Source organism: Haloechinothrix salitolerans (assembly GCF_042662605.1).
Classification (GTDB): domain Bacteria; phylum Actinomycetota; class Actinomycetes; order Mycobacteriales; family Pseudonocardiaceae; genus Haloechinothrix_A; species Haloechinothrix_A salitolerans.
In genome coordinates this window covers 2,740,276-2,763,791 of the sequence record NZ_JBHSXX010000001.1, presented here as the reverse complement: position 1 = coordinate 2,763,791, position 23,516 = coordinate 2,740,276, and the positions used below count along the sequence as shown (strand labels likewise).

Sequence of the window (23,516 nt, the reverse complement as noted above, 5' to 3'; positions counted from 1 at the left end):
CGAACGTCCGACTGGACACGTGTCCAGATTAGAACATGTTCTGATTTTTAGCAAGGAGCGCTGCCGCGCGAGATCGAGCCGCGCTCGCCGGCCCAGCGTCACCCGATCAGCCCGCTTGACGCCCGTTAGGACAACATTTCCGCCGGATATGTCCGTTTCCCTTGTCCTAACGGGCGTGAAGCGCTCCCCAGTGGCCTACGGCTGGCACACCCGGCACGGCGTCAGGTCGGCCGCGTGCTCCCCCGCCGGGTGCAGGTCGTCGCGGTGCGCGATGAGCGCGCAGTCGCGGCGGTGCAGCGTGGTGCCGTCCCCCGCGGTGACCGCCACCCCGGCGTCGTCCGCGACGGTCGCGGCACGCGACGTCACGTCGGCCAGCACGAGCAGCGTGTCCGCGAGCCGCCGGGACGACTCGCGGCCGTCGTCGGCAATGCGGGCCAGCCACGCACCGAAGTAGAGGAAGCCACCGCAGAACGTCAATCCGAGCCCGAACAGCCCGCCGGAGACCAGATACGAGATCTGGTCGTACTGGTACGGCGTGTTGGCAGCGCCGTACCAACCGAGCGCGATCACGACCAGCCCGAGCGGCAACAGGATCGCACCCGCCCAGAACAGCACCACCTGCAACAGCCGGTAGTGGCTGTTCCGCAACGGGGCGGCGCCCGAGCGACTGGCCGCGCGGGGCAGCGCCATGGTCGCGGTGCTCCCGGACGTCGAATGCGTGGCATTCGTGGAAACCGTCGATGTCATGGCTCAGACCTTTCTGAGATCGGGCAGTCCACTGCGGAGGCCGTGCGGGCAGGTGGCGCCGCCACCCAGTGCGAGCGCGCCGAGTTTGCGCAGATACGCACCAGCGAGCGCGGCCAGCGCGAGGGCGCCGAACAGCAGCGCCCCGGGAATCGAGAACAGCGGCGGCAATCCGGCGGATGCCCGCTGGGGTTCGGCGTTGGCGACGGCCGGCGCGGGCGGCCCACTGGCCGACGCGGGCGCGGACGCGCTAGCCGTGTCCGAGCCCGCGGCGGGTGGGGTGCCGCCAGCGGTGCCGACGTCCGCGGGTGGCTCCGCGGCGGGCGGCCCACCGACGTCGGGGCTGGGCAGCGCGATGTCGATGCCCTGGACGGTGTCGACCGCGCTTGCGGCCGTCCCGAGATGGATGACGAACCGGGGCGCGAGCTTCAGCGCCGCGCCCAGCAGGCTCTTCAGCTCGCCCGCTTCGTCGGGCAGTTGGTTGATGAGCTCGGCCAGCAGGTCGAGTGGCAGCGCGTCGAGCCGGTCGCGTAACGCCGCGGTGTCGACGTCGACGATCAGCCCCTCCGAGACGCTGGACGCCTTGTCGCCGCTGACGTTCCTGTCCGGTTTCGGCGCCGTGATCGCCACCCCGAGCTCCTCCAGCAGCTTGCCGGGATCGTCGGGCAGCCCCGGGAGGCGCACCCGCTTGCCCGCCGCGGTGACGCCGTCGGGACCGACCGTGAACTCCTGACCCAGAACGCGTAGCGTGCCGTAGCTGGCGCGACCGGACGACCTGCCCTTGTCGCCGTCGCTGCCGCTGGCGGCGGTGGCGGTGACGCCCGACAGCGTGATGAGGCCGCCCAGCAGCCGCGTGTCGCTGAGCTGCGCCCGCGACGTGGTGACGACGTCGCCGCCGGACCGCGTCGTCTCGCTGGTGGCGATGTAGCCGCCGACGTCCACAAGCGCCTCCAACCGCGGCGGGATCTGGCACTCACCTGCCTCGTCGCCCTGCTCGGGTTCCGCCGACGTCCGCTCCTTGAGCTTCGGCAACCCGGGCTCGCCAGGAAGCCCCGGCAGCTCCGGACGCTGGTCGTCGTCACCCGAGCCCCGCGGCTCGACCTCGCAGTTGGAGGAGTACCCCGCCCGCGCGACCGTGCGGTCAGCGGTGGCGCTGGTGCGCATCACCGTGCCGGGCATCGGTTCGTCCGACTCGCGCCTCGGCCCCGACGGGTGGCTCGAGTTCACCTGCAACGGATACCCGTCGCCGGCGATCGGCTCGGCCAGCTCCGGCGGGATCCCGAAGTTCTCGATGACGGTGCGGAAGCCCTCCCCCATGAAGTCACCGGGCCACAGGAAACTGGCACGACCCCGCGAGATCGAGCTGTCCGCTTCCACGGTGGCGTAGCCGAGCATCAACCGCAGCTGCGGGGTGGCCGGCACCGGGATCGTCGGCTCGTAGACGTCGATCTGGACCGGGCTGGCCGAAGCCGTGGCGCTGTATCCGCTGAAGCCGGGCTCGTCGGCGCGCGCGGGCAGCATTCCGCCCGCCAGGCCCAGGGCGAGTATGACTAAAGACGTCTTCAGCACGGGTCGTCTCACGCCGCACCTCCCAGGATGACGTCGACCATCGTGTCGCGGATCTCGTCGGGTTCCCCGGTGGCGATCACGCGGCCGCCGGACATGACGGCGACGTAGTCGGCCACTCGCAGCGCGATGGTGGCGAACTGCTCGATGCACAGGATCGAGACACCGCTCGCGGCGATCGCGGCGACGATCTCGTACAGCTCGTCGACGACGAGCGGAGCGAGGCCCATCGACAGCTCGTCGAGCAGCAGCAGCGCGGGATCCGACGCGAGTGCGCGGGACATCGCCAGCATCTGCTGTTCCCCGCCGGAGAGGGTGCCCGCCAGCTGCGATCGACGTTCGCGCAGCCGGGGGAAATGGTCGTAGGCGACGTCGAGCACGGCGTCGGTGGCGACCCCGGCGTAGGAGACGAGTCGCAGATTCTCCTCGACGGTCAGGTTCGGAAACACCGCACGGCCTTCCGGGATCGTGCAGAGCCCGAGCCGCGCGAGCTCCTCCGGTCCCGCGTTGGCCACGTGCACGCCGCCGAGGTGCAGGTCGCCCCGCGTCGGTCGTTTCTGCCCGCTGACGCACTTGATGAGCGTGGACTTGCCCGCGCCGTTCGGGCCGAGCAATGCGACGACGGCGCCCTTCGGCACCCGCAGGTCGACCCCCCGCAGCACCTCGATCCGCCCGTACGCCGCGTGCAGGTCGATGACCTCGAGCATCGGGACGTCCATGTCACATCACCCGCTCCGTGTCGGCGTCACCGAGGTAGGCCCGCCGAACGGCGGGATCGTCCCGGATCTCGGCGGGCGTGCCCGTCGCGATGACTCGGCCGAAGTCGAGCGCGTGGATCTCGTCGCACACCGACATGACCAGCGCCATGTCGTGCTCGACCATGAGCACGCCCCGTCCTTCGGCGGCGAGCTCACGCAGCAGCGCGCCGAACGCGGTCGTCTCGGTCTCGTTCAGTCCCGACGACGGTTCGTCGAGCAGCAGCAGTCTCGGGTCGGCCGCGAGGCAGCGCGCCAGTTCCAGCAGCCGCGCCGTCCCGGTGGGGATGGCGTCCGCGCGCTCGTCTGCGTAATGGGCGAGGCCGACGCGGTCCAGCAGCGCGTCGACCCGCGCCTCCCGCGACCGGCGCCACGGGGTGAGCAGCCCGCTCAGGCCGTGGTGGATGTCCACGGCGGCGCGCACATTGTCGGCGACGGACAGCGATCCGAACGCCTCCAGCCGCTGGAAGGTACGGCCCATGCCGCGCTTGGCGCGTCGATGCACCGGGGTGGACGTGACGTCGCGGCCACGGAACCGGACCCTGCCCGAGGTGGGCCGTTGCAACCCGCTGATGACGTTGAAGCACGTCGTCTTGCCCGCCCCGTTCGGCCCGATCAGCCCGATGACGCGTCCGGCGCTCGCGGTGAAGCTGGCGTGGTCCACCGCGGTCACGCCACCGAACCGGACGACGACGTCGTCGACCTCAAGAAGTGACATGCGCGGGCACCTCCCCCGTGGCATCGGCGTCCCGTGTGGCCTCGGCGTCCCGTGTGGCTTCGACGTCCACATCGGACTCGCGCGTCGCGACGGCGCGTACCGCCCTGCCCAGGGCGAACAGCCGGTTGGCAAGCCCGTTGGGGTCGCGGCCGAGCGCGACCGCGCCGAAGCCGACCAGCGCGAAGATCAGACCGGCGAGCGACGGGTTGCCGCTTTGCAGCACCGGCAGCAACATCAGCCCGACACCGCCGAGCACCGCACCGGTCACCGACGTCACGCCGAAGACGACCGCGAGCAGCAGCAACGGCAGGCTCGCCAGCACCTGGAAGTCGGACGCGCCGATGGTGCCACGCAGCCCCGCGAACAGCCCGCCCGCGAGCCCGGCCATCCCCGCCGACAGCGCGAACAACCCGACCCGGAACCAGCGGGTGTCGAGCCCGAGCGTGCCGCAGGCGGCGGGGCTGTCCCGCATGGCGATGAGCAGCCTGCCGATGGCGCCGCGCCGCAGCGCGAGCAGGGCGAGCGCCATGAGCACCAGGAAGATCGTCATGACGAGGACGTAACGGCCGAGCGAGGAGAACGACGTCCCGAGGATGGTCAGGCGCTCGGCGTCGAGCGAGCCGTTGGTGCCGAACGCGATTCCGGTCTGGAACACCATCTTGTCCATGAGCAGGCCGAACGCCAGCGTCGACAGCGCGAGGTAGAGCCCGGTCAGCCGCAGCACCGGGACGGCGACGGCGGCGCCGACCAGCGCGGCGACCAGCGCCGACACCGCCAGCCCTGACAGCGTCGGCTCGTCGAGCTTGGCGTAGACGAGGGCCCCGATACCGGCGAAGGTGAACTGCGCCAGCGACACGTGGCCGCCGTAGCCGGTGAGCAGCACGAGCGAGAGCATGACCATGGCGTAGGTCGCGGCCATGCCGACCAGCAGCAGGCTGCTGTCGGACAGCACCGTCACCAGCAGCGCGACCATCACGAGGAGCCCGAGCGCCGCGCCGAGTTGCCTCCTTCGGGACGGCAGTGGGGCCGACACGATGCCCTTGACCTGCCCGACCCGCAGCTGCGCCTGCGGCATGAGCACGATGACCGCGAACAGGAACAGCGCGGGCATCGCCGAGCGAACACCCGACAGCAGACCGTCGGACGGCAGGTACGCGACCGCGTACGACTGCAGGACGCCGAGCCCCATCGCCCCGACGAGGGTCAGCGGCAGACTCCGCAACCTGCCGAGCATCGCGGCGGCGTAGGCGTTGATGACGAGCAGTGTCAAGTCGTAATAGGACAGTCCGACGACCGGTGTCAGCAGGATGCCACCGAGCGCGGCCAGCGACGTGCCGATGGCCCACGACAGGCCAGCCACGCGGTCGGGCTTGCCTCCGAAGTACTTGAGGAGTTCGGGGTTGTCGACGGCGGCGCGCATGGCGGTGCCGATCCTGGTCTTGGTCAGCAGCCCATACAGCAGCAGCGCGACCACACCCGCGAGCACGACCGTGATCGACTGGTGCGCGGTGACGTAGGTGCTGCCCACCTGGAAGCCGCTGTCGCTGAAGAACGGGGGCAGCGTCCGCGTCGCGGGCGGCCACACCTGCGTGGCCAGACCGATGCAGCCGACGAGCAGCCCGACCGTCACGACCAACGACACGCTGACCGGTCCCTCGCCGAGGCCGCGCGTCACGAACCGCTGGATCGCCCACCCGGTCGCGGGTGCGACGACACCGAGCACCAGCACGAGCGCCAGCCACGTCGGCAGGCCCTGCCGCTGGCTGAAGTCCCAGAAGATGAAGGCCATGACCATCCCGAGCGCGCCGTGCGCGAGGTTGAACACCCGAGTCGTCGTGTAGGTCAGCACCAACCCGCTCGCGGCGATGGCGTAGGCCGCTCCGGTGAACAGCCCGAGGATGGTGAACGAGACGACGCTGTCCATGCTCAGGCTCCACTACCCGCGGCGAGGGACCACTTCGGCGGACGCGTCATGTGTGCTCACTCCGATCGGATCGCCCCATTGCCAGATCCAAACCTGGACAGGTGTCTGATCATATGGCTAGATTATCGTCGTGTCGAGTATCACAGTGAACTTTCGATGAGAGCGCAGCCCGTGTCCCCACCGTGAGGAGTCACCATTGTCTGGGTTGTCCGGCGCCACGCGCGTCCCCCGCAGGCTGGTCCCACCTCGGCGCAGGCTGATCGCCGCCATCGGCGGCGTGATGCTGCTGCTCGCCGCGGCGTGTGGCTCCCAGCTCGATCCCGCCACCGTCGCCCGCGCCAACGGCACCGCTCTCGACGGCCAGGCCGCCGCACCAGGCGATCCAGCGGACGTCGGTGGCGGGCCGACGGACGTCGGCACGGGCACCGGCACCGGCGGCGGAGACGCGTCGGACAACGCTGCGGCAGGCGCCACCGGGACCAACGGTTCCGCCCCCACGACCGGTGACCTCGCCGGGTCGGGCGAGAACGCGGCGACCGGATCGGGGTCGGCGGCGAGCTGTGACGGCTTCACGAACCAGACCGGCATCACCGACGACACGATCACCGTCGCCAACGTCGCCGACATCTCGGGCCCGGTCCCTGGGCTGTTCGAATCCGCGCAGCAGTCGGCACGCGCCTACGCCGCGTACTTCAACGCCAGCAACCCGAAAGGCATCTGCGGGCGCGAGCTGAATGTGCTGACGATGGACGGCCGGACGGAGACCGCGGGCGATCAGCAGGCCTACACCCGTGCCTGCGACGAGGCGTTCGCCGCGGTCGGTTCGATGGTGGCCGACGACTCCGGCGGCGCGAAGGCCGCGGCGTCCTGCGGGCTGCCCGACATGCGGTCGCTGACGACGTCACCCGCGCGCCGGGCCTGCCAGACCTGCTTCAGCGCCTACTCGATCGCACCGAACCTGGTGCCGGCGGCGATCCCGAACTTCATCGAGAAGAAGGAACCAGGCGTCACCGATCACGCCGCCGTGCTGTACGTGACGGTGCGGTCGGCCGAGGTCAACGCCCGGTCGTACAAGACGGCGTACGAGAAGAGCGGGTTCACCGTCGACTACTTCCAGGGCATCGACCCGTCCGAGTTCAATTACGCGCCGTATGTCCAGCAGATGAAGGACAAGGGCATCAGGATGGTGCAGTACTTCGGCCCGTACCAGTACACCGTGCGGTTGCAGCAGGCAATGCGCCAGCAGGACTACAAGCCCGACATCTTCCTGCAGGACCCCACCATCTACACCGACAAATACGTCGAGCAAGCGGGCGACGACGGCAACGGCTCCATCGTCTATACGACGAACGACTTGTTCAGCAACATGAACAACAAGGAGATGAAGCTCTACCGTGCCTGGCTGAATCAGGTCGACCCCAACGCGGAACCGGACTACTTCGGCCTCTACGCGTGGTCAGCGACCCGACTGTTCGTGGAGAAAGCGGTCGCCCTCGGCGGGAAGCTGAACCGGAAGTCGATGGTGCGGGCACTGTCGAAGGTCAAGGACTGGACCAGCAACGGACTGCACACCGGCATGGCGGTCGGCCCCAAGCGGACGTCGCCGTGCGCGGCCTTCATCCAGCTGAACAACCGCAAGTGGCGCAAGATCTCCCCGAAGGACTACCTCTGCGGCCCGCTGATTAACACCGGCGTCGGGGGCTAACCCCGCCCCCGACGCCGTGTCCCCCCGCTCTCGATGCCGTGTTCCTCACACCCGACGTCGAGACCGGTGGATGATCTCGAGGACGGCCACCGCGATCGCACCTGCCAGCACGTGCATCAGCCCGAGCGAGACGAGGGTCGCGGTGTCGGTCTCGGCCATAGCCGGCCCCGCGATGGTGAGCAGTGCCAGCACGGCGGCGACCACCTGCGCCACCCGCAGCACCGGTCGCCACCAGCGCGACACCAGAACCGCCAGTGCGGTACCGATGGCCAGCGGCGCCGCCGCAGAGATGATGACATCGACCGCGGCGATCTGGGTGGGATTCCCGTTGTCGATGAGCAGGAACGATGCCCCCGCGGCCTTGCCGACGAGATACACGACGAGGTTGGCCACGACCGACACGATCACACCCGCGGCGATCGCCTGCCACCAGGTCATGCGCTCGGCAAGAGGGGACTGACTTGACGCTGTCGCTGTATTAACCATGATCACAGCGTTCAACTTCAAGTAAGGTCGAGGTCAATGCGACAGTAGCGTGGATCACACGCGGGTCCACCTCACCCGATCGGACAGCTACACGCCCGGTAGAACCAAATTCCCGCCCGATATGCCCGGTCCTGTTGACACACCGGGCGTGAAGCGAGTCCCAGACCCGGCCCCCGACCTGGCGTCGTCCCGACTGAGATATTCCATATTCAAATATGGCATGACGACGCGGTGCGCTTCGCACCGTGGACTACTGGAGAAAATCACCGCGAGCCAAGCATTTCCGCACGATGTTGCGCGCCCGCATGGAGTCGCTCAACCTCACCGAAACGACACTCGCCGACCGACTCGGCACCTCGCAAACCGCCGTTTCGAACGCGCTGACGGGGCAGACACGTTTCGACGTCTTTAGGACCGAGAGGTACTGCGACGCTCTGGAGTGGCCCGTCGAGGAGTTCCTGCACGAGTACGAGACGACGGCCCCGGGTGTGGCGGGGCCAATCGCCAGCGACGACGAGCCCGCGTCCGACCAGCATGACGCTCCGGAGACAGACTGGGCGTACACGGATCCGGAGGAGAGCCGACGAGCCGAGCAGCTCGGCAAGATCCTGCGACGACTACGCGAGCACGCCGGTCCCGATGGAGGCTCGCTGCGTCAGCAAGTTCTCGCCGATGCCCTCGGCAGGAGCCAGTCCGCCATCACCAAGGCCGAACACGCCACCCGCGCGCTGACCATCGTGGAACTCGAGGCGTTCGCGTGGCACCTCGGCTCGAGCCTCACCGCCGTGTATCGCCAGCTGCGGCGCGAAGCACCCCGGTCGACACGAGACGGCAGCTGAGGGCCGCACGATGCCGAAGTCCAGCGAGACACCGGAATATCAGCGGCTATGCGACCTCCTCAGCCAGCTGCGCAAGGAGGCCGGGGTGACACAAGCCCAACTGGCGAAGCGACTGGGCGTGCCACAGTCCCACGTCAGCAAGTACGAGCACGGGATCCGTCGCCTCGACATGATCGAGGTGCGCCAGGTCATCGACGCCCTCGACGTCAAACCCGGTGCCTTCCTCGCACGCCTCGACCCGAGCTGGCTCGAGACCGAGTAGGCATCCCGGGAACACCTAGACGACCGAAAATAGGTACCCCTTTAGGCATGTTCGGGGATTCGGCATGGGAAGGAATCGACGACCGTGGAGTCATGTTCGACCAGCACCAGAAGCTCCGGGTGGGCCGGGCGAGCATGGCCGACCCCCGGCACACCCGGTTTCCACCTTCGTCCATGACGACGTAAAGGAGGATGGCATGAACACCGTCCGTCGATTTCCCGTCCGCGCCGACCACCTGCACCGCCTGATCGAGCAGGCCCTCGCGGACCTCAGAGACGCGCGCCAGTCCGACGACACCACGACGGCGAAGCTCGCCGTACGCCGGATGAACGCCCTGCTCGACCAGCTGTCCAGGCGGGCGACACCGGCGGACGCCCCGATCGGCGCCTAACGACGCTGCACCGAGTTCACTGGCACTACGTCGTCCATCAGAGGTCGAACACGACGCGAAGGGCGTCATCGACCTCGGACATCTCATGCAGGGCGAGTCGGCCGGCGAACTCGCCCAGCCGCCGCGGGTCGACGGCTCGCGTCTGTTCCACCAGAACACGCGTTGTCTTTCCGTTGATCTCGATCTCCGGCCGGAAGCTCGCTGGGCGCGCACTGGTCGATGTTGGCGCGACAAGCCAGGTAGACAGCAACATCACGTCGGCCTGCACGACAATCGCGTATCGACTTCCCTTCTGCTCGTGCCCCTTCGCATCGCGCGGTGGCTTCAGCCAATACACGTCACCACGCACTGATCTCGTCCATCTCCGATGCGACGGCACGCAGCTCGGCCTGATCATCCGGATCGGCAGCGATATCGGCCGATTCCGCGCGCAACTGTTCGGCACGCAGCTCCCGCCATGCATAGTCGATCGCAGCGGTCACCGCAGCGGATCTGCTGGAGAACCGTTTCGACAGCTCATCAAGCTTGTGCTGCGTCTCGTCGTTAAGACGAATCGTCATAGACTGCGACATACACAAAGTATAACGCCATGTAATACACGACGCACGCTCGCAGTGCCGCAGCCCACCTCACCACGGCACGACGCCGTGCCGGTCGAAGAACGCCCCTGGCAGCTGTTCCGCCGTACACGCGCGCACGATCGCCTCGGCTCCCTCGGCCACGGTCTGCGTGCCGCTGTGGCCGTTGAAGTCGGTCGCGGTGTAGCCCGGATCGACCGCGCACACCTCGACGTCGGGCAGCGCCTTGGCGTACTGGCTGGTCACCATGTTCAACGCCGCTTTGGACGACGGGTAGTGCAGCCCGTGCAGCGTCGACTCGATCCGCGCCGGATCGGTCGTGATGCCGAACGAGCCCATCCCGCTCGACACCATCACCACCCGCGGCGTCTCCGCCTTGCGCAGCAACGGCAGGAAGGCATTGGTGACCCGCATCGGGCCGAGCAGATTCACCCCGAACACGGGCAGGAAGTCCGCGGGCGCCGTCTCCTCGGGTCCGACGAACCGCCCAGCGGTGCCCGCGTTGTTCACCACGACGTCGAGGCGCCCGGATTCCTCGGCAATGCGCCCAGAAGCGGCCGTGACCGACTCGTCCGAGGTGACGTCGAGCGCGACGAGCCGGACGTCGGCGTCCGGCAGCGACTCACCGAGCCGCGCCAGCGCTAGACGCCCGCGTCCCGCATCGCGCGCACCCAGCCACACCGTCCATCCGAGCCCGGCGAGCTGCCGGGTCGTCTCGAATCCCAGTCCCTTGTTGGCCCCGGTCACCAGGGCGATCTTCGCTGTCGTCATGACGTCGAGGCTGCCCACCGCCGCACTGTCGTGGCAGGACCAGCAGACCATGGGACCGCCACTCCTACCCACCCGCGCACGACACCCGGCATCCTGGACAGCGTGAACCGAACGGAGCTGGCCGCGGTCCTGCGCAGGGCGCGGAGCCAGGTGACGCCCGAGCAGGCAGGCCTGCCCGCGGGCCGCCACCGCAGGGTCGCGGGACTGCGCCGCGAAGAAGTCGCGCTGCTGGCGGGCATCAGCGTCGACTACGTCGTCCGGCTCGAACAAGGCCGCAGCAGCAGACCGTCCGACCAGGTGTTGACGTCGCTGGCTCGCGCGCTCCGCCTCTCCCCCGACGAACGCGACGAGCTGTTCCACCTCGCCGGAACGCCGCCACCAGCACCCGGCCGCATCGACATGCACGTCCGCCCAAGCGTGTTGCGGCTCATCGACCGCTTCACCGACCTGCCAACCATCGTGCTCAGCGCGAAAGGCGACGTCCTCGCCTGGAACCCGATGGCCTCCGCGCTCCACGGCGACTGGTCCGCGCTCCCACCAGACCGCCGCAACATCAACCGGCTGCGCTTCCTCCCCGACGCCAACGACCCCGAACGCAGCGCCGTCGCCCAGACACCCGAGGAACGGGCCAGCACCGCCGCCCACGCCGTCCAGGCACTGCGCGCCGCGGCCGCCCGCTACCCCGACGACCCCGAGCTACGGCGACTGCTCGCGGAGCTCCGCGCGGGCAGCGCCGAGTTCGCCCAACTGTGGGAGAAGCGCGGCGCCGCGACCTGGCGCAACCACCGCAAGACAATCGAACACCCCCACGTTGGCGCGCTTACCCTGGACTGCGACACCCTGCACGTTCCGGACGCCGACCAGGCCGTCGTCGTCTACTCCGCCGCACCCGGCACACCGGAGCACGAGAAACTCGCGCTGCTCGGAGTGATCGGCACCCAGGACCTCTCCCCCACGCGGTGATCCGCTCGACCGCATCTGAACGACAGCCACGGACGCTAGACTCCGCACGGTCAACGCATAGCAAGGGGGCAGCACGTGACAAGGCCGACCGCGAACCGGCCCCAGGCCACGACGCGTGAGCTGCGGATCGCAGCGCGTCGACGTCCAGAGGCGTCACCCGATCGGACAGCTATGCGCCCGCTACGTCAACATCTGAGCCAGATATGTCCGATTCTGTTGACATAACGGGCGTCAAGCGAGTCCTGACGGCGCGCGTGCGGCTGCCCGATCCACGCCCGGTGCGGCCCACCTGAATGAACGTCGCCCGGCGATGTCTGACATCGTTGTAGAATGTCAGACATGGCGGACGACATGCCTAACAAGCACATCACTATCCGCGAGTTGCAGCGCAATGCAGCGGATGTATTCGACCGCGCGCGCCATGGAGAAGCGTTCATCGTGACGAGGCGTGGAGAGATCGTGGGTCGGATCATGCCGCCCGACCCAGAAGAGGAAGCCGTCGAGCAAGCTATCGCCGTTGGCGTCTTAGACGCCGCCGTCGTCGACGCGTTGCCGACCACGGCTGAGCTCCCGCGCATGCGTGAGCCGTCCCCAGCCGGGACCCGCCTGGGATCTGAAGCCATCATCTCCCTACGGGAGGACGAACAGGGGTGAAGTTCGTTTACCTCGACAGCTGCGCGGCGATCAAACTGTTTAAGGACGAAGTCGAATCGGACGCATTGGAAGACTGGCTGGTCGAACAAGTTCCGGCGAGACAGATCACGAGCTATCTGACGCGCACCGAACTTCCTCGCGGCTTACACGCTGTCGAGGCAAGTGCCCAAACGCATGAGCGTGCTCTGCATTGGTTACGGCGCTGCGCCCATGTCGCCCTCCCGGCATCACTATGTGAACGCGCCGGATCACTGTCTCCCGGCACGCGACTGCGCTCACTAGATGCCATCCATATTGCCGCCGCACAGAACCTTGGGGCTGCGCTGGTGGCCTTCGTCTCTTACGACAAGCGGCTTATCGCGGCAGCGAGTGAACACGGCCTGCCGGTCGTATCGCCGTCATAGTGCGTTACGCGCCGTCAGCACGTTCGAATTCGCCGCTGAGCCACCGCAGGTCCGCTTCATCCCGACGCCGGTCCTGTGCTTCCCGCTCGAAGAGCGCCTGGGTCTTGACCAAGACGAGGGTATACGGGCGACCCGTCCGCCGGGTCTGGTGGCGAACCGGCAGTTCGGAGGCGTCGATTCGGTCATGGACGTGCCGTCGGCGCTGCTTGGCCAGTGGCCACTCATAAGTCCGCCGTGTCGGGTCGTTCAGGAACGTGCCGAGTGTGTCGCACAACTCGCATCCGCAGCCGTCTGGCAGCGGTATCGACCAATCGTCGTCCGCGCGCGGTGGAGTGGCCAGCCGTTGCTTGAGCCGTATGGCACAGTCAGCGGCCAGAGTGTCGAAGCCGCCGTCTCGCCGCGTCTCAGCCGGCTGCGCTCCGGCGGACCGCAGCGCCGACATCATGCAGACGATCACCTCGTCGCCCTGATGGCATACGAATTCGACAACCTGGTCGCGTAGGTCGGCCGCCCCGATTTTCGCGGCGGCCATCAGGACAGCGGCGAGCGACTCCCCCACGTCGGAGAGTTCCTTGTCGCGGTAGCGGAGTGACTGGGTCGCGAGTGCTTGCTGAATGGTGTTGCCGAGCCATCCCCACGCGAGGTCCACCAAATGGCGGGAGGTCGCCGCACCCGAGTTCCCGTTGGAGTGCAGCGCCGCACACAGACCAGGCAGCGACGCGATCCACTCCGACCGCGCTTGCTTAGAGCCGTACAGCCACGACTTCCCGTCGCCGAACCACGTCGACACCAGTTCCCCCAACCACTGCTCGCCGAAGTGTCCCGCGAGCATGACCAGTGACGCCACGTGGGAAAGACTCAGGCATTCGATGCGGAACGGACGCAACAGCATCTCCGCGATCTCGACATCGTCCAAGGCAGTCGCGGTTCGCAGCGCCGTACCGAAGAATCCCGCCTGACCGTTGGCACGCACGGCGGCGTCCCAGAACGGCCTCACCGTCGCCGCCGCGGCACACGCACCTGCCTGGTCTCCGGCGCGGACGCGTGCGATGAGTTCGTCCAGCGCCCAGTCGGGCGAGGCCTCGGCCCGGTTCGCGAAGTCTCGGTCGCGTGGCCACACCACGATTGCCGCTCGCCGGTACCAACGGTCCATCGTGTTGCCGTAGTTGCCCATGTAGCCCTCGTACTCCGAGGCATAGGCCTTCAGGTCGACCGAGCGAGTACTCGCACACACCTCGGCGTCAGCGACGGCGAGCGAGATGCCCTCCGCCCGGGATCCAATAGTCCAGCGGGTCAGCTTGATGGACGACTCGATCAGCTCTTGGAGTTCGCATTCGTCAGGGTCGCTCTCGTCGTCCCAGCCATCATCGAGGTCGCCATCAAAGTAGCGATACCCGTAGTCCGGTCCGGACTCAAACGCGCTCCACGTCTCCTGGACGTCGGTCAGCGCCAACACGGCCTCGCAGCCGCCCTTGTCAGCAGCCGACCGCAGTAACGACGCTCGGCCCGCGTCTGCTCCCTTGAGCCGGGACCACGCCAGACCCCTGGCCGTGTACTCATGATCCAGCAGGTACACCAACCGACCGGGCGGGTTCGCTTCGCCTCGGCCGTACGGAACGGTGACGGGCGTGGTGAAGTGCTCGTCGAGGCACCGCGCGAGTTCGCTAAGCAGCGCGTCATCGGCCGTGATAGCTCCGCTGTTGTCCTCGGTCAGGAGCAGGTTGTACGTGAACGTGATCCGATAGCCCGACGTCACGGGCAGCACCTCGTGACGGCAGTCGGAATAGAAGGCGACCAGCGAGAGCGCGGAATCTGTTCCCGAGTAGGCGATGTCCTCACCGTTGTGCTCAACGACAAGCTCACCACCCGTGTGCACGGACGGCAACGTCACGACCAAAGTCCCGATCATCGCGTCGTCCTTCTCGGAATCCTGGTGCGTGACGAAGAACTGACCCTCTTCATAGACCAGCATCGAATGGAACTCCGCCGTCAGATCGCAGCCGGGCTGGATCCCAAGTCCGTCACACACGGCGTCGAGAACCGGAACGAAGTCGCCATCCCACTCGATGCTCACGAGGTTCTTCGGAACCTCCCACGTATCGCGAATCCTCGAGTCGGTCAGTGTCTCCTCACCACGCCCGAACCGCGCAGGCTGGCCGATTCGACAGAGCTCGCGAGCCTGCTCCTCTGGCACCGGAAATTCAACGCGCCCAATGCCGTCTACCTCCAGGCGCAGCGCGTCGGCGCTAGCTTTCAACTGCACGCTGGACGCGGCGGGCGGCTCCGCACCGCCAAGCACGTCAGCCAACCGGTCGCGCGCCGCCGCGAACACCATGATCCGTCCCTTCCGATCGCGAAGAACAATAATGAACCCGCGAACCCATTGAACGCGACCCGAGTCATAGAGCAGCGGAAACCGCCTGTATTTTGACAACCTTGCCGCTGGCTGACGACCTGTCTATGGCGGCCCAGATGGACCAGGAGGCGAGCCATGGACACCGCAACGCCAGCCTGGATCACGCTTCCGTGGCGGAATCAGCCACTCAAATCCGTCACTCACATCGGCAACGGCAAGCACCACGAACTGAGCATCGAGTTCGCCGACGTTAGACGGATCGACCTCGCGACTCGCACAGCCCGCATCGAGGCCAGCCACGGCATCGTCGCGGAGACCTCGCCCTGGGGCGATACGAAACTCCAGATTCGATATAGCGGCGCGAGCCTAGCCCTGAGCGGTGGCCGGATCGGCTTCGACCGAGAGTCGGCCCCCACCTTCCCCAGCGATGCTCAGGCATGGTTTGAGGCGGGCTGTCACGACAGGTTGCTCTATACCGTGGACGTCGAGCTGCAGCTCACGTCCACGCGCACGTCAGCCCCATGACAGCAAGGCCTTCCGCAAGGCACGCGTGCCGAAGATCAGGCGTATTCACCGCGCTGTCGACCCGAGTCACAAAACGGAGTGCCGTCCAATTCTGATGCGCAAAGGTGCATCAGTCGTCGCCCGCGAGTGCCGTGATCGCGTCCCGGACCAACCGCATGGCCTCCTCCCGGGCGATGTCGGCATCCTCGGTGTACCCGACGCCCCGCAACGCCTCCGCGGCTTGGAACAGCCACGCCGCCCGGACCGAGCACCACGCGTTGCGGCTCGGCCGAGTGATGAGTACGGCCACCAAGTCCGCGTAGTTAGGCACACCGTCACCCCACTCGATGAAACGGCGCCCCACCGTGCCGCGACGAGTCATGACATCCCCTTCGTTGCTGTCGTAGCGGGAGTTCACTGTCTACTCGCTCCTGCGGCCGCACGATCCCGAGCGACGGCCCACAACCAAGCGTAATCGAATACGCGTTCGACAGACGTCCGACACGCCGCCACCTAGCAACGCCGCAAGGTCTCCGACGGAGCTTCTCCGTAGCGGTTCCGGTAGTCCCTGGCGAACCGTCCGAAATGGGTGAACCCGCAACTCGCGGCGATTGCGCTCACGGTGGCGGCTGTACGCGGCCGCGCCACCGTGAGTTTCTCCCTGGCGAGCCGCATTCGCCGCTCCTTAAGGAAGCGCTTCGGCGACGGCTTCCCGGTGGACCGGAACGCCTCCTGAAGCGCACGCACGGAGTAGTTGACCTGCGCGGCGAGATCGCTCACGGTCAGCGGCAGATCCGGGTAGGCCTCGATGTACTCTTCGACGGTTCGCACGATCGAATCCGCGCCAGTGCGACAGTCAGCCCTCGCCAACTTCTCGCTGTAGTTGTGCGGCTGCGTCAGCAGCAGCGAGGTAATCACCTTGCACTCCGCGGCACGTGACGCCTCGCCGTGCGCGAGGATCATACTGTCAGGACTGTCCAGATCGTCGATGTCGGCGAGCACTTCGTCGCGCCACCGCGCCGCACGTCCGCCGTTGACGTCCATCGCGGGCATGAACGTCAACGGCATGGTAAGCGGCTCACCCAGCATGTCTGTCGCGTACCGTTCCAGCGCCCGCCTGCCGACGCAGACGACCAGCAGTGCACCGTCGCCCGATAGCTCGACTTGCATCGGCACACTCGCGGACGCCACAGCCGCAGCCCCGCTGCGAAGACTGACCTCGTGGTTCCCGGAACGCAGCCTCCCGCCGCCCCTGAGCGGGATCACGATCGGATAGAACGTCTCGGTTCGACCCGGGATCACTCGCGACGCGAGGCCGTATCCCATGACGCTGTAGACAACGTCGCGCGCGCTCGCCACGTTCATCCACGCGTCAAGCTGCCCCCGCTCCAGCAGCGACATCTCGTGCCCGCAGAACCTGCTAGCGACCAGACCCTTCGTCTGATCCAGATCGTGGATCGCCGAGAAATAGGAATGTCGCCGAAGTAGCGACGATTCCTTCGACCTCAACCGATGACGTCTCATGTGACCCATGGCACTCCCCCTAACCATGCGGCAAACCCTCTCTACCCAGACGCAACCCGATCGAAGCAGCCATTTCTATAAATGAAACTCTGCCGACCAGGATATTGCGTACCGCCGCATCCACAAAGCGCGAAAATCGCGACAGTCGCGTCTATCGCGAATATCAAGATAATCGCGACGCAAGAATGCAAACCGGCATGCGGACTGGAACAGTGGAATCGTGCCCAGGAATCGCGACAATCACGAAGAGTCAGACGAGCCGGAACTGGTGCCCAGCGGAACGCTCGCCAAAAGGGTGGGGGTGACGGCCAGGACGATAGCGCGTTATGTCGAAGACGGAAGCTTGAAGCCGACGGAATGGACGGCTGGCGGGCATAGCCGGTGGGATCTGGAGGACGGCATCCGCCAGTGGCGAGAAGTCAGCGCCGAGAAGCGACGCGCCAAGAAGCAGCAGCACGCCAAGAAGCGGGAAGAACGCTCCCAGAAGTGAGCGCCGTCTTGGCGCGTTCGGAATCGGGCTACCGCGATGAAGAAGTCACGGCACACGGCGGACTATCAGCGGATGTGCCGTCTGCTCGCTCAGTTGCGAGACGAAGCCGGGCTGACCCAAGCTCAGGTCGCCAATCAGCTCGGAGTCCCGCAATCGTTCGTGAGCAAGTACGAGTCAGGAACACGGCGACTGGACATCGTCGAGCTACGCCGGATCATCGACGTCCTCGGCGTCATGCCGGGCACCTTCCTACACCAGCTCGATCCGAGCTGGCTTCAGAGCGAATAGACCAGTCACACGTCGACGACCGCCGCGCGCATGCCCGGCACCGTGCGCCAACGCGCCGGAGTCACCTATGCGCGGGCGCGACCGACGAGCCAGTCTTTGAGCGCCACCTTGAACCGGGTCAGCGTCTCGTCCAGTTCGGCCATGCCGTGCGCCGCCGAGACGAACCAGATGCCCCGCTTCGCCACCCATACTCCGTGTCGCACCAAGACGTCCGCCAAGTCGGCGTAGCGATCGAGGTCGAGCTGCCGCAGGCTGCGGTAGTCGGTCACGTCGCCCTCGCCGAACGACACGTGGAACGCCGCGGGCAACCCCTCGACGCGCAACGGCTCGCCAACCGACTCGCCGATCTCGCGAAGACCCGCCATGAGCTTGGCGCCATAATCGGCGATCGAGGCGTACGGCGGGTTATCCCGTAGATGCTCGAGCGTGGCCACCACCGCCGCCATACCGGGCGCCCAGGCGTTGAACGTGCCGGAATGATTGACCTCGCCGGTGCCGATCCGGCGCATCAAGTCGACCCGCCCTGCCAACGCTGACACGGGTACGCCACCCGCGATCGCCTTCCCGTACAGCGCGAGGTCCGGTGTCACGCCGTAGCGGCGCACCGCGCCCCCGGTGCCCAACCGGAACCCAGAGATCACCTCGTCGAAGATCAGCACGATGCCGTACCGCGCGCACATTCTGCGTACTCGTTCGAGATACGCCGGTCCCGGTTCGATCACACCGGAGTTGATCATGATCGGTTCCATGATGATCGCCGCGATCTGCTCACCATCCCGTGCGAGGACGTCGGCGAGGAGATCCGCGTCGTTCCACGGCAGCACCAGGAAGTCGTCGAGGTGAGACGCCAACTGCCCAGCGCTCGCCGCCTCCCAGGCACCGTCGCGATCGGTGATCAACACGTTGTCCAGCCAGCCGTGATAGTGCCCCTCGAAGCGGATCACTCGCCTGCGACCAGTGACCGCGCGGGCCAGCCGCAACGCGGCCTGCACCATCTCGGTGCCGGAGAGACCGAACCGCACCATGTCCGCCCAATCCAGCGTGGCGCACAATAGCTCGGCCGCACGAACCTCCCGTTCCGTCTGGCCGCCGACGATCATCCCGTTCCGAATCGCATCGCAGACCGGTTCCGTCAGAAAGTCGGGCGAATGGCCGAGAAAAGCGGGCCCCTGCCCCAGCAGGTGATCGATGTAGTCGGTGCCGTCGACGCTGTAGAGGTGCGCGCCCTTAGCGCTGTCGATGATGTCGTCCGGGCCGATGAGCCGGACATTGGAATGCACGCCCCCTGGAACACAGGCAGCCGCTCTGCGCCGTAGCTCACTGGCATGAGTCATGAAATCGGTACGTCCGGACTTGCCGTTGTCATTGCCCTGCACAAAATCCTCCCGAGAACACGGGCTGGCACTCGTAGCTGCCGTGGCGAAAATGGCGGGTGCGTGCCTCCCCGACACCCGATCAATAAATAAAACGCTAAAATCGTTATATGAAACAACCTACGACGGTCGCGATTTTCAGTCAAGGGGCCAGTACTGAGAGCAACAATTCGAGACGACTACCTTCGAGCGGGATATCCTAAAATCGGATCACAACGCGCGAGCAGAATCTGGTGACGACCTATTTCGGGGTCCGCCCACCAGCGCGAGCAGCCCGCGGGTACGCGACGTGTCGCAGTCCGATTCCGTGGACGGGTGGAGCGGCGGCTACGAGGCTGCTTCCATCGGCAGGTCGCTGCCGCGCCAGGTGGCCGCCAATTCCTGCACCGGCACGTTGAGCGCCTCACCGAGGCAGATGATCGTGCCGAATCCGGGAGACGGGAGCCGTCCGGTCTCGATCTTGCGCAGGGTTTCCGGCGAGATGCCAGCCGCATGCGCGACGTCCGCGAGGTCGCGTCCCGCTCGCGCGTGGCGCAGCAGCGCGCCGAGGCGCCTGCCAGCTTCGATTTGCTCAGGTGTGAGCGGCGAGCGAACCATACATCCAGAATACGACTGGTATTTCTATACCAGCAAGCGCTAGAGTGCCGGTATAGAAATACCACCATCTGGACGCGAGGTAATCGTGATTGAGCTGAAGACGCCCGTGGAGATCCAACACATGCACGTGGCCGGCCGGTTCGTCGCCGAGGTCCTCTCCGAGGTTGGCCGGCTCGCTGACGTGGGAGTCAACCTGCTGGACCTCGAGCATCACGTGCGCGACATGATCAAACGTCGCGGGGCGGAGTCGTGCTACTGGGACTACGCTCCGTCCTTCGGCAAAGGCCCGTTTCGCAACGTGATCTGCCTGTCGGTCAACGACGCCGTCCTGCACGGCTTGCCCCACGACTACACGCTGCGCGACGGGGACGTCCTCACCGCGGACCTCGCGGTCAGCATCGATGGCTGGGTGGCCGACTCGGCGCGCACAGTCGCCGTTGGGACCGCCGACGAGGAAGACCTGCGGATCATCCGTGCCACGGAGGAAGCGTTGGAGGCGGCGATCGAGGTGGCACGTCCGGGCAACCGGCTGGGCGATATCTCTGCGGCCATCGAGGCGGTAGCCCACGACCACGGTTACCCGGTCAACGCCGAGTTCGGCGGTCACGGCATTGGCCGCACCATGCACGAGCGACCGCATGTGTCGAACAACGGCCGGGCAGGCCGCGGCCTGACACTCCAGCCGGGCCTGACTCTCGCGCTCGAACCCTGGTTCGCCCGCACGACCGACCAGGTCGTTTACGACGCCGACGGTTGGACCATCCGGTCGGCCGACGGCTCACGCACGGCCCACTCCGAGCACACGATCGCCATCACCGAGGACGCCCCCTTGGTGCTCACCCGGCGTGAACCAGAGGCACATAACGAGAGGTGATTCCACCTCCCGTCCAAGCCGGCCCACGTGGCGCACTCGTGATCTCTGTAGTAGTGTCTGGACATATGTCTAGCGATGTGGTCGTCGAGCCGACCCGGCGACGGCTGAGCAAGCGGCAGGCCGACACCGTGCGACGGTTGACCGAGGCCGCGGTCGAGGAACTTCGCGACGTCGGCTACACCGGCCTGACCATGCGCAACGTGGCCACCAGGAGTGGCGTCGCCGCCGCGACCGCCTACACCTACTTCTCCTCGAAGAACCACCTGATCACGGAGGTGTTCTGGCGCCAGCTCCGGGAGCTACCGGAAGTGCCAGCCGGCCACGGGGACGTCACGGAGCGGGTGGTGCGGGTACTGCGCGACATCGCGCTGCTGGTCGCGGGCGAACCCGAACTGGCCGCCGCCTGCACCGCCGCCCTGCTCGGCGATGACCCCGACGTCGCACACCTGCGGGAACGCATCGGCGCCGAGTGGCACCGGCGCCTCGACGCCGCCCTCGGCGACGCGTCGGACCAGGACGTCCTCAACGCCCTCGAGATCGCACTCGGCGGCGCCCTGATCCACGCCGGGCTCGGTTACTGCTCCTACGAGCGAATGGCGGACCTGCTCGAATCCTCGTCGCGCCTGATCCTCAACGGCAGCCAGTGAGTCACCCCACGCCAGCAGCAGCCTCCCGCACGGCGTACTCCCTACCCCGCTCCGCACGGATCCACAGTGGATCTTCGACGTCGACGCCCTGCCGTCGCAGCTCTCGCTTCAGCACCTTGTTCGTCGCGGTGCTGGGCAACTCCCCCGCGATGCGCACGTAGCGCGGCCACGCCTTCGGCGACAGGTCCGGCTGCGCCGCGAGAAACTCCGCGAACCCCGACGGCGTCAACTCCCCACCACTGACCAGCACGATCGCGGCCATCAGTTGGTCGCCGACGTCGACATCCGGCACCCCATACACGGCGACCTGGCTGATCGCGGGATGGCGCAGCAGGATCTGCTCGATCGGCGCCGCCGCGAGGTTCTCGCCGTCCACCCGGAGCCAGTCGCCAGCACGGCCCGCCAGATACACGAACCCATCCGCGTCGCGGTAGGCGAGATCACCCGACCAGTACATGCCACCGTCGAGCCGCTCCGCGGTGGCTTCGTCGTCGTTGTAGTAGCCGCTGAACATCCCCGCGCCTTGGGTGTTCACCAACTCACCGACAGCGGAGTCCAGATTGGTCACGACACCACGGGAATCGAACACCGCACGCGGACACTCGGTCCGGGTCTCCCGGTCGTAGACGGCGACGCCCTCCCACGGCTGCCCGATCGAGCCAGGCGGCGTGTCCTCGGTGCGGCTGATGATGACGGCGTTCTCCGTCGAGCCGAACCCGTCGTAGACCTCACAGCCGAACCGCCTGCCGAATTCCGCGATGTCGCGATCTGATGCCTCGTTGCCGAACGCGATCCGCAGCGGGTTGTCGGCGTCGTCCGGCTTCGGCGGGGTCGCGAGTGCGTACGCGAGTGGCTTGCCGACGTAGTTCATATACGTCGCGCCGAACCGGCGGACGTCGTCGAGGAAGCCGCTGGCGCTGAACTTACGCGCCAGCGCCAGCGTCGCCCCGGAGGCGACGGCGGGCCCGAACCCGGCGACGACCGCGTTGGAGTGGAACAGCGGCATGGACACGTAACAGACATCGTCAGCGGTAAGACCGAAGCGGGTGACCAAATGGCTCCCGGACATGGTCACCATGAAATTGCCGACCCGTACCGCCTTCGGTTCACCGCTGGTGCCGGAGGTGAAGATCAGCATGAACGTGTCCATCGGGTCGACCGTGCGGAACTCCCGATCGCGGATCCCGCTCGCCACCAGCCGGTCCCACTCGGCACAATCGGTGTCGATCACCCGCACCCCGTCCAGCGCCAGTCCGTCCAGCAGCGGCAGGTGTCGCGAGTCGGTCAGCAGGAACTGGCAATCGGCCTTGCGGACGTCGCGAGCCAGCGCCTCTCCCCTGCGCGTCGCGTTGATGCCCACCGTGACGTAGCCACCGAGGGCACCGGCCGCGAGCGCCATCGCCATCTCCGGGGTGTTCTCCAGCAACACCCCGACGTGCAGCGGCCGATCCGGGTCCGCCTCCGCGCTGATCGCGTGGGCGCGTGCCAGGCTCTCGGCGATGTACTCGCACCACGTCCAGGACTGGTCCTCGAATCGCAGGCCGGGCTCGTCGCAGTCAGCGTGGGCGAGCAGCATCTGCTGAACCGTGTCGGCCATGGCGCACCACTCCTCACGAACGCAGGCGAGGCTCGAGGATCACGACGGGGATCTCGCGCTCGGTCCACGACTGGTAGCTGGCGAAGTCCGCATACAGCTCGACGAGCCGGGGCCAGAGCGTCTCCCGTTCCCGCTGGGTCGCGACGCGGGCGCGCACCGGTCGCACCTCGGCCTTGATGCGCACGTGGGTGTCTGGATTGGCGAGCAGGTTCCGGTACCACTGCGGATGATGCGGGAGTCCGCCTTGCGAGGCGACCACGACGACGTTGTCGCCGTCGGCCAGATACAGCAACGGAACCGTGTAGACGGTGCCCGACTTCCGTCCCGTGTGGTCGAGCAGCAGCGTGTCGACGGGTTTGCGGAATGCGGCGCCGATGCGCCATTTACTGCCAAGACGCCCGTTGGTGCGCCGATACACCCACGTCTGCGCCTTGCTCGCGTACTTGATGATCCTGGGCACGATCGGCGAGTCGAGCCCCTTGGGGCGCGGCTTGATACTGACCATG

General features: G+C 67.0%; 28 protein-coding genes. 12 read left to right on the top strand and 16 right to left on the bottom strand.

The genetic code is table 11. The features are described from left to right. Nucleotides 1–195 precede the first annotated feature (195 nt). The 5 genes from ACFQGD_RS13095 to ACFQGD_RS13075 are packed head-to-tail and all read right to left on the bottom strand — an operon-like array spanning nt 196 to nt 5,707. A complete protein-coding gene (locus ACFQGD_RS13095; protein ID WP_345404577.1) occupies nt 196–747 on the bottom strand; it encodes a DUF1700 domain-containing protein in 552 nt (183 codons plus the stop codon). Nucleotides 748–750: 3 nt separating this feature from the next. Continuing rightward, a complete protein-coding gene (locus ACFQGD_RS13090; protein ID WP_345404574.1) occupies nt 751–2,325 on the bottom strand; it encodes a choice-of-anchor P family protein in 1,575 nt (524 codons plus the stop codon). After that, nucleotides 2,322–3,029, bottom strand: coding sequence for an ABC transporter ATP-binding protein (locus ACFQGD_RS13085; RefSeq protein ID WP_345404571.1), 708 nt, complete (start codon nt 3,027–3,029; stop codon nt 2,322–2,324). The genes ACFQGD_RS13090 and ACFQGD_RS13085 overlap by 4 nt, the downstream gene beginning before the upstream one ends. Nucleotide 3,030: 1 nt before the next feature. Beyond that, nucleotides 3,031–3,783 carry an ABC transporter ATP-binding protein gene (locus ACFQGD_RS13080; protein ID WP_345404568.1) on the bottom strand — a complete coding sequence of 251 codons (753 nt, stop codon included), beginning with the start codon at nt 3,781–3,783 and terminating at the stop codon, nt 3,031–3,033. Next, entirely contained in the window at nt 3,770–5,707 is a 1,938-nt protein-coding gene (locus ACFQGD_RS13075; protein ID WP_345404565.1) for a branched-chain amino acid ABC transporter permease, read from the bottom strand. Before ACFQGD_RS13075 ends, ACFQGD_RS13080 begins: the two co-directional genes overlap by 14 nt. Nucleotides 5,708–5,903: 196 nt before the next feature. Here ACFQGD_RS13075 and ACFQGD_RS13070 point away from each other — a divergent pair, with 196 nt between their 5' ends. Further along, on the top strand, nt 5,904–7,412 hold the full coding sequence (locus tag ACFQGD_RS13070) for an ABC transporter substrate-binding protein (RefSeq protein WP_345404562.1): 1,509 nt from the start codon (nt 5,904–5,906) through the stop codon (nt 7,410–7,412). A 45-nt stretch (nt 7,413–7,457) separates the two neighbouring features. Here ACFQGD_RS13070 and ACFQGD_RS13065 read toward each other — a convergent pair whose 3' ends face one another. Further along, nucleotides 7,458–7,850: a DUF6069 family protein gene (locus ACFQGD_RS13065; protein WP_390221054.1), complete on the bottom strand. Its 393-nt coding sequence runs from the start codon at nt 7,848–7,850 to the stop codon at nt 7,458–7,460. 293 nt (nt 7,851–8,143) lie between these two features. Here ACFQGD_RS13065 and ACFQGD_RS13060 point away from each other — a divergent pair, with 293 nt between their 5' ends. From ACFQGD_RS13060 to ACFQGD_RS13050, 3 genes are all read left to right on the top strand, one after another. Then, nucleotides 8,144–8,737: a helix-turn-helix domain-containing protein gene (locus tag ACFQGD_RS13060; RefSeq protein ID WP_345404556.1), complete on the top strand. Its 594-nt coding sequence runs from the start codon at nt 8,144–8,146 to the stop codon at nt 8,735–8,737. A gap of 10 nt (nt 8,738–8,747) precedes the next feature. Next, the gene (locus ACFQGD_RS13055) at nt 8,748–8,999 is read left to right on the top strand and encodes a helix-turn-helix domain-containing protein (protein WP_345404553.1); all 252 of its coding nucleotides are present in this window, start codon (nt 8,748–8,750) and stop codon (nt 8,997–8,999) included. A gap of 196 nt (nt 9,000–9,195) precedes the next feature. Beyond that, complete coding sequence (locus ACFQGD_RS13050) at nt 9,196–9,390, top strand: hypothetical protein (RefSeq protein ID WP_345404550.1); 195 nt, start codon at nt 9,196–9,198, stop codon at nt 9,388–9,390. Between the two features lie 37 nt (nt 9,391–9,427). Here the strand turns inward: ACFQGD_RS13050 and ACFQGD_RS13045 are convergent, their stop codons facing one another. The 3 genes from ACFQGD_RS13045 to ACFQGD_RS13035 all read right to left on the bottom strand — a co-directional run bounded on the left by ACFQGD_RS13045 (nt 9,428) and on the right by ACFQGD_RS13035 (nt 10,739). Beyond that, nucleotides 9,428–9,739, bottom strand: coding sequence for a type II toxin-antitoxin system PemK/MazF family toxin (locus ACFQGD_RS13045; RefSeq protein WP_345404547.1), 312 nt, complete (start codon nt 9,737–9,739; stop codon nt 9,428–9,430). Beyond that, nucleotides 9,729–9,950 (bottom strand): ribbon-helix-helix domain-containing protein, encoded by a 222-nt coding sequence (locus ACFQGD_RS13040; RefSeq protein ID WP_345404544.1) that lies wholly within the window; start codon nt 9,948–9,950, stop codon nt 9,729–9,731. The genes ACFQGD_RS13045 and ACFQGD_RS13040 overlap by 11 nt, the downstream gene beginning before the upstream one ends. A gap of 69 nt (nt 9,951–10,019) precedes the next feature. Next, nucleotides 10,020–10,739, bottom strand: coding sequence for an SDR family NAD(P)-dependent oxidoreductase (locus tag ACFQGD_RS13035; RefSeq protein ID WP_345404541.1), 720 nt, complete (start codon nt 10,737–10,739; stop codon nt 10,020–10,022). Between the two features lie 102 nt (nt 10,740–10,841). Here ACFQGD_RS13035 and ACFQGD_RS13030 point away from each other — a divergent pair, with 102 nt between their 5' ends. The 3 genes from ACFQGD_RS13030 (at nt 10,842) to ACFQGD_RS13020 (ending at nt 12,760) form a co-directional block, all read left to right on the top strand. Further along, on the top strand, nt 10,842–11,702 hold the full coding sequence (locus tag ACFQGD_RS13030; RefSeq protein ID WP_345404538.1) for a helix-turn-helix transcriptional regulator: 861 nt from the start codon (nt 10,842–10,844) through the stop codon (nt 11,700–11,702). Nucleotides 11,703–12,041: 339 nt separating this feature from the next. Continuing rightward, a complete protein-coding gene (locus tag ACFQGD_RS13025) occupies nt 12,042–12,356 on the top strand; it encodes a type II toxin-antitoxin system Phd/YefM family antitoxin (protein ID WP_345404535.1) in 315 nt (104 codons plus the stop codon). After that, complete coding sequence (locus ACFQGD_RS13020) at nt 12,353–12,760, top strand: type II toxin-antitoxin system VapC family toxin (protein WP_345404532.1); 408 nt, start codon at nt 12,353–12,355, stop codon at nt 12,758–12,760. The genes ACFQGD_RS13025 and ACFQGD_RS13020 overlap by 4 nt, the downstream gene beginning before the upstream one ends. 4 nt (nt 12,761–12,764) lie before the next feature. On the opposite strand, the gene ACFQGD_RS13015 is transcribed toward ACFQGD_RS13020, so the two are convergent. Next, nucleotides 12,765–15,095 carry a 2OG-Fe(II) oxygenase gene (locus ACFQGD_RS13015; protein WP_345404529.1) on the bottom strand — a complete coding sequence of 777 codons (2,331 nt, stop codon included), beginning with the start codon at nt 15,093–15,095 and terminating at the stop codon, nt 12,765–12,767. Nucleotides 15,096–15,251: 156 nt separating this feature from the next. Here ACFQGD_RS13015 and ACFQGD_RS13010 point away from each other — a divergent pair, with 156 nt between their 5' ends. Then, nucleotides 15,252–15,641, top strand: a complete 390-nt coding sequence (locus ACFQGD_RS13010; RefSeq protein ID WP_345404526.1) for a hypothetical protein — start codon at nt 15,252–15,254, stop codon at nt 15,639–15,641. A gap of 109 nt (nt 15,642–15,750) precedes the next feature. On the opposite strand, the gene ACFQGD_RS13005 is transcribed toward ACFQGD_RS13010, so the two are convergent. After that, nucleotides 15,751–16,002: a hypothetical protein gene (locus tag ACFQGD_RS13005; RefSeq protein WP_345404523.1), complete on the bottom strand. Its 252-nt coding sequence runs from the start codon at nt 16,000–16,002 to the stop codon at nt 15,751–15,753. A 131-nt stretch (nt 16,003–16,133) separates the two neighbouring features. Further along, nucleotides 16,134–17,144: an AraC family transcriptional regulator gene (locus ACFQGD_RS13000; protein WP_345404521.1), complete on the bottom strand. Its 1,011-nt coding sequence runs from the start codon at nt 17,142–17,144 to the stop codon at nt 16,134–16,136. A gap of 220 nt (nt 17,145–17,364) precedes the next feature. Between ACFQGD_RS13000 and ACFQGD_RS12995 the strand changes: the two genes are divergently transcribed. Beyond that, nucleotides 17,365–17,634 carry a MerR family transcriptional regulator gene (locus tag ACFQGD_RS12995; RefSeq protein ID WP_345404518.1) on the top strand — a complete coding sequence of 90 codons (270 nt, stop codon included), beginning with the start codon at nt 17,365–17,367 and terminating at the stop codon, nt 17,632–17,634. A gap of 36 nt (nt 17,635–17,670) precedes the next feature. Beyond that, entirely contained in the window at nt 17,671–17,922 is a 252-nt protein-coding gene (locus tag ACFQGD_RS12990) for a helix-turn-helix domain-containing protein (RefSeq protein WP_345404515.1), read from the top strand. A gap of 65 nt (nt 17,923–17,987) precedes the next feature. On the opposite strand, the gene ACFQGD_RS12985 is transcribed toward ACFQGD_RS12990, so the two are convergent. Together ACFQGD_RS12985 and ACFQGD_RS12980 are read right to left on the bottom strand one after the other, a co-directional pair. Continuing rightward, entirely contained in the window at nt 17,988–19,298 is a 1,311-nt protein-coding gene (locus ACFQGD_RS12985; RefSeq protein WP_345404512.1) for an aspartate aminotransferase family protein, read from the bottom strand. Between the two features lie 324 nt (nt 19,299–19,622). Continuing rightward, nucleotides 19,623–19,892, bottom strand: a complete 270-nt coding sequence (locus ACFQGD_RS12980) for a helix-turn-helix domain-containing protein (protein WP_345404509.1) — start codon at nt 19,890–19,892, stop codon at nt 19,623–19,625. An 85-nt stretch (nt 19,893–19,977) separates the two neighbouring features. Here ACFQGD_RS12980 and map point away from each other — a divergent pair, with 85 nt between their 5' ends. Both map and ACFQGD_RS12970 read left to right on the top strand, forming a co-directional pair. Next, nucleotides 19,978–20,766: a type I methionyl aminopeptidase gene (gene map / locus ACFQGD_RS12975; RefSeq protein ID WP_345404506.1), complete on the top strand. Its 789-nt coding sequence runs from the start codon at nt 19,978–19,980 to the stop codon at nt 20,764–20,766. Between the two features lie 65 nt (nt 20,767–20,831). Beyond that, nucleotides 20,832–21,413 (top strand): TetR/AcrR family transcriptional regulator, encoded by a 582-nt coding sequence (locus ACFQGD_RS12970; RefSeq protein WP_345404503.1) that lies wholly within the window; start codon nt 20,832–20,834, stop codon nt 21,411–21,413. A gap of 1 nt (nt 21,414) precedes the next feature. Here ACFQGD_RS12970 and fadD1 read toward each other — a convergent pair whose 3' ends face one another. Both fadD1 and ACFQGD_RS12960 read right to left on the bottom strand, forming a co-directional pair. Continuing rightward, complete coding sequence (gene fadD1 / locus ACFQGD_RS12965) at nt 21,415–23,010, bottom strand: fatty-acid--CoA ligase FadD1 (protein ID WP_345404500.1); 1,596 nt, start codon at nt 23,008–23,010, stop codon at nt 21,415–21,417. Nucleotides 23,011–23,023: 13 nt separating this feature from the next. Then, the gene (locus tag ACFQGD_RS12960) at nt 23,024–23,515 is read right to left on the bottom strand and encodes a nitroreductase family deazaflavin-dependent oxidoreductase (protein ID WP_345404497.1); all 492 of its coding nucleotides are present in this window, start codon (nt 23,513–23,515) and stop codon (nt 23,024–23,026) included. Between the last annotated feature and the right edge of the window lies 1 nt (nt 23,516).

Bases quoted from the DNA above. Each gene is read 5' to 3' on its own strand.
- ACFQGD_RS12990 (WP_345404515.1), top strand. From the start codon at position 17,671: ATGAAGAAGTCACGGCACACGGCGGACTATCAGCGGATGTGCCGTCTG.
- ACFQGD_RS13025 (WP_345404535.1), top strand. From the start codon at position 12,042: ATGGCGGACGACATGCCTAACAAGCACATCACTATCCGCGAGTTGCAG.
- fadD1 (WP_345404500.1), bottom strand. From the start codon at position 23,010: ATGGCCGACACGGTTCAGCAGATGCTGCTCGCCCACGCTGACTGCGAC.
- ACFQGD_RS13005 (WP_345404523.1), bottom strand. From the start codon at position 16,002: ATGACTCGTCGCGGCACGGTGGGGCGCCGTTTCATCGAGTGGGGTGAC.
- ACFQGD_RS12980 (WP_345404509.1), bottom strand. From the start codon at position 19,892: ATGGTTCGCTCGCCGCTCACACCTGAGCAAATCGAAGCTGGCAGGCGC.
- ACFQGD_RS13015 (WP_345404529.1), bottom strand. From the start codon at position 15,095: ATGGTGTTCGCGGCGGCGCGCGACCGGTTGGCTGACGTGCTTGGCGGT.
- ACFQGD_RS13040 (WP_345404544.1), bottom strand. From the start codon at position 9,950: ATGACGATTCGTCTTAACGACGAGACGCAGCACAAGCTTGATGAGCTG.
- ACFQGD_RS13000 (WP_345404521.1), bottom strand. From the start codon at position 17,144: ATGAGACGTCATCGGTTGAGGTCGAAGGAATCGTCGCTACTTCGGCGA.
- ACFQGD_RS12960 (WP_345404497.1), bottom strand. From the start codon at position 23,515: ATGGTCAGTATCAAGCCGCGCCCCAAGGGGCTCGACTCGCCGATCGTG.
- ACFQGD_RS12970 (WP_345404503.1), top strand. From the start codon at position 20,832: ATGTCTAGCGATGTGGTCGTCGAGCCGACCCGGCGACGGCTGAGCAAG.
- ACFQGD_RS13055 (WP_345404553.1), top strand. From the start codon at position 8,748: ATGCCGAAGTCCAGCGAGACACCGGAATATCAGCGGCTATGCGACCTC.
- ACFQGD_RS13050 (WP_345404550.1), top strand. From the start codon at position 9,196: ATGAACACCGTCCGTCGATTTCCCGTCCGCGCCGACCACCTGCACCGC.
- ACFQGD_RS13075 (WP_345404565.1), bottom strand. From the start codon at position 5,707: ATGGACAGCGTCGTCTCGTTCACCATCCTCGGGCTGTTCACCGGAGCG.
- ACFQGD_RS13095 (WP_345404577.1), bottom strand. From the start codon at position 747: ATGACATCGACGGTTTCCACGAATGCCACGCATTCGACGTCCGGGAGC.
- ACFQGD_RS13035 (WP_345404541.1), bottom strand. From the start codon at position 10,739: ATGACGACAGCGAAGATCGCCCTGGTGACCGGGGCCAACAAGGGACTG.
- ACFQGD_RS13065 (WP_390221054.1), bottom strand. From the start codon at position 7,850: ATGACCTGGTGGCAGGCGATCGCCGCGGGTGTGATCGTGTCGGTCGTG.
- ACFQGD_RS13010 (WP_345404526.1), top strand. From the start codon at position 15,252: ATGGACACCGCAACGCCAGCCTGGATCACGCTTCCGTGGCGGAATCAG.
- ACFQGD_RS13085 (WP_345404571.1), bottom strand. From the start codon at position 3,029: ATGGACGTCCCGATGCTCGAGGTCATCGACCTGCACGCGGCGTACGGG.
- ACFQGD_RS13080 (WP_345404568.1), bottom strand. From the start codon at position 3,783: ATGTCACTTCTTGAGGTCGACGACGTCGTCGTCCGGTTCGGTGGCGTG.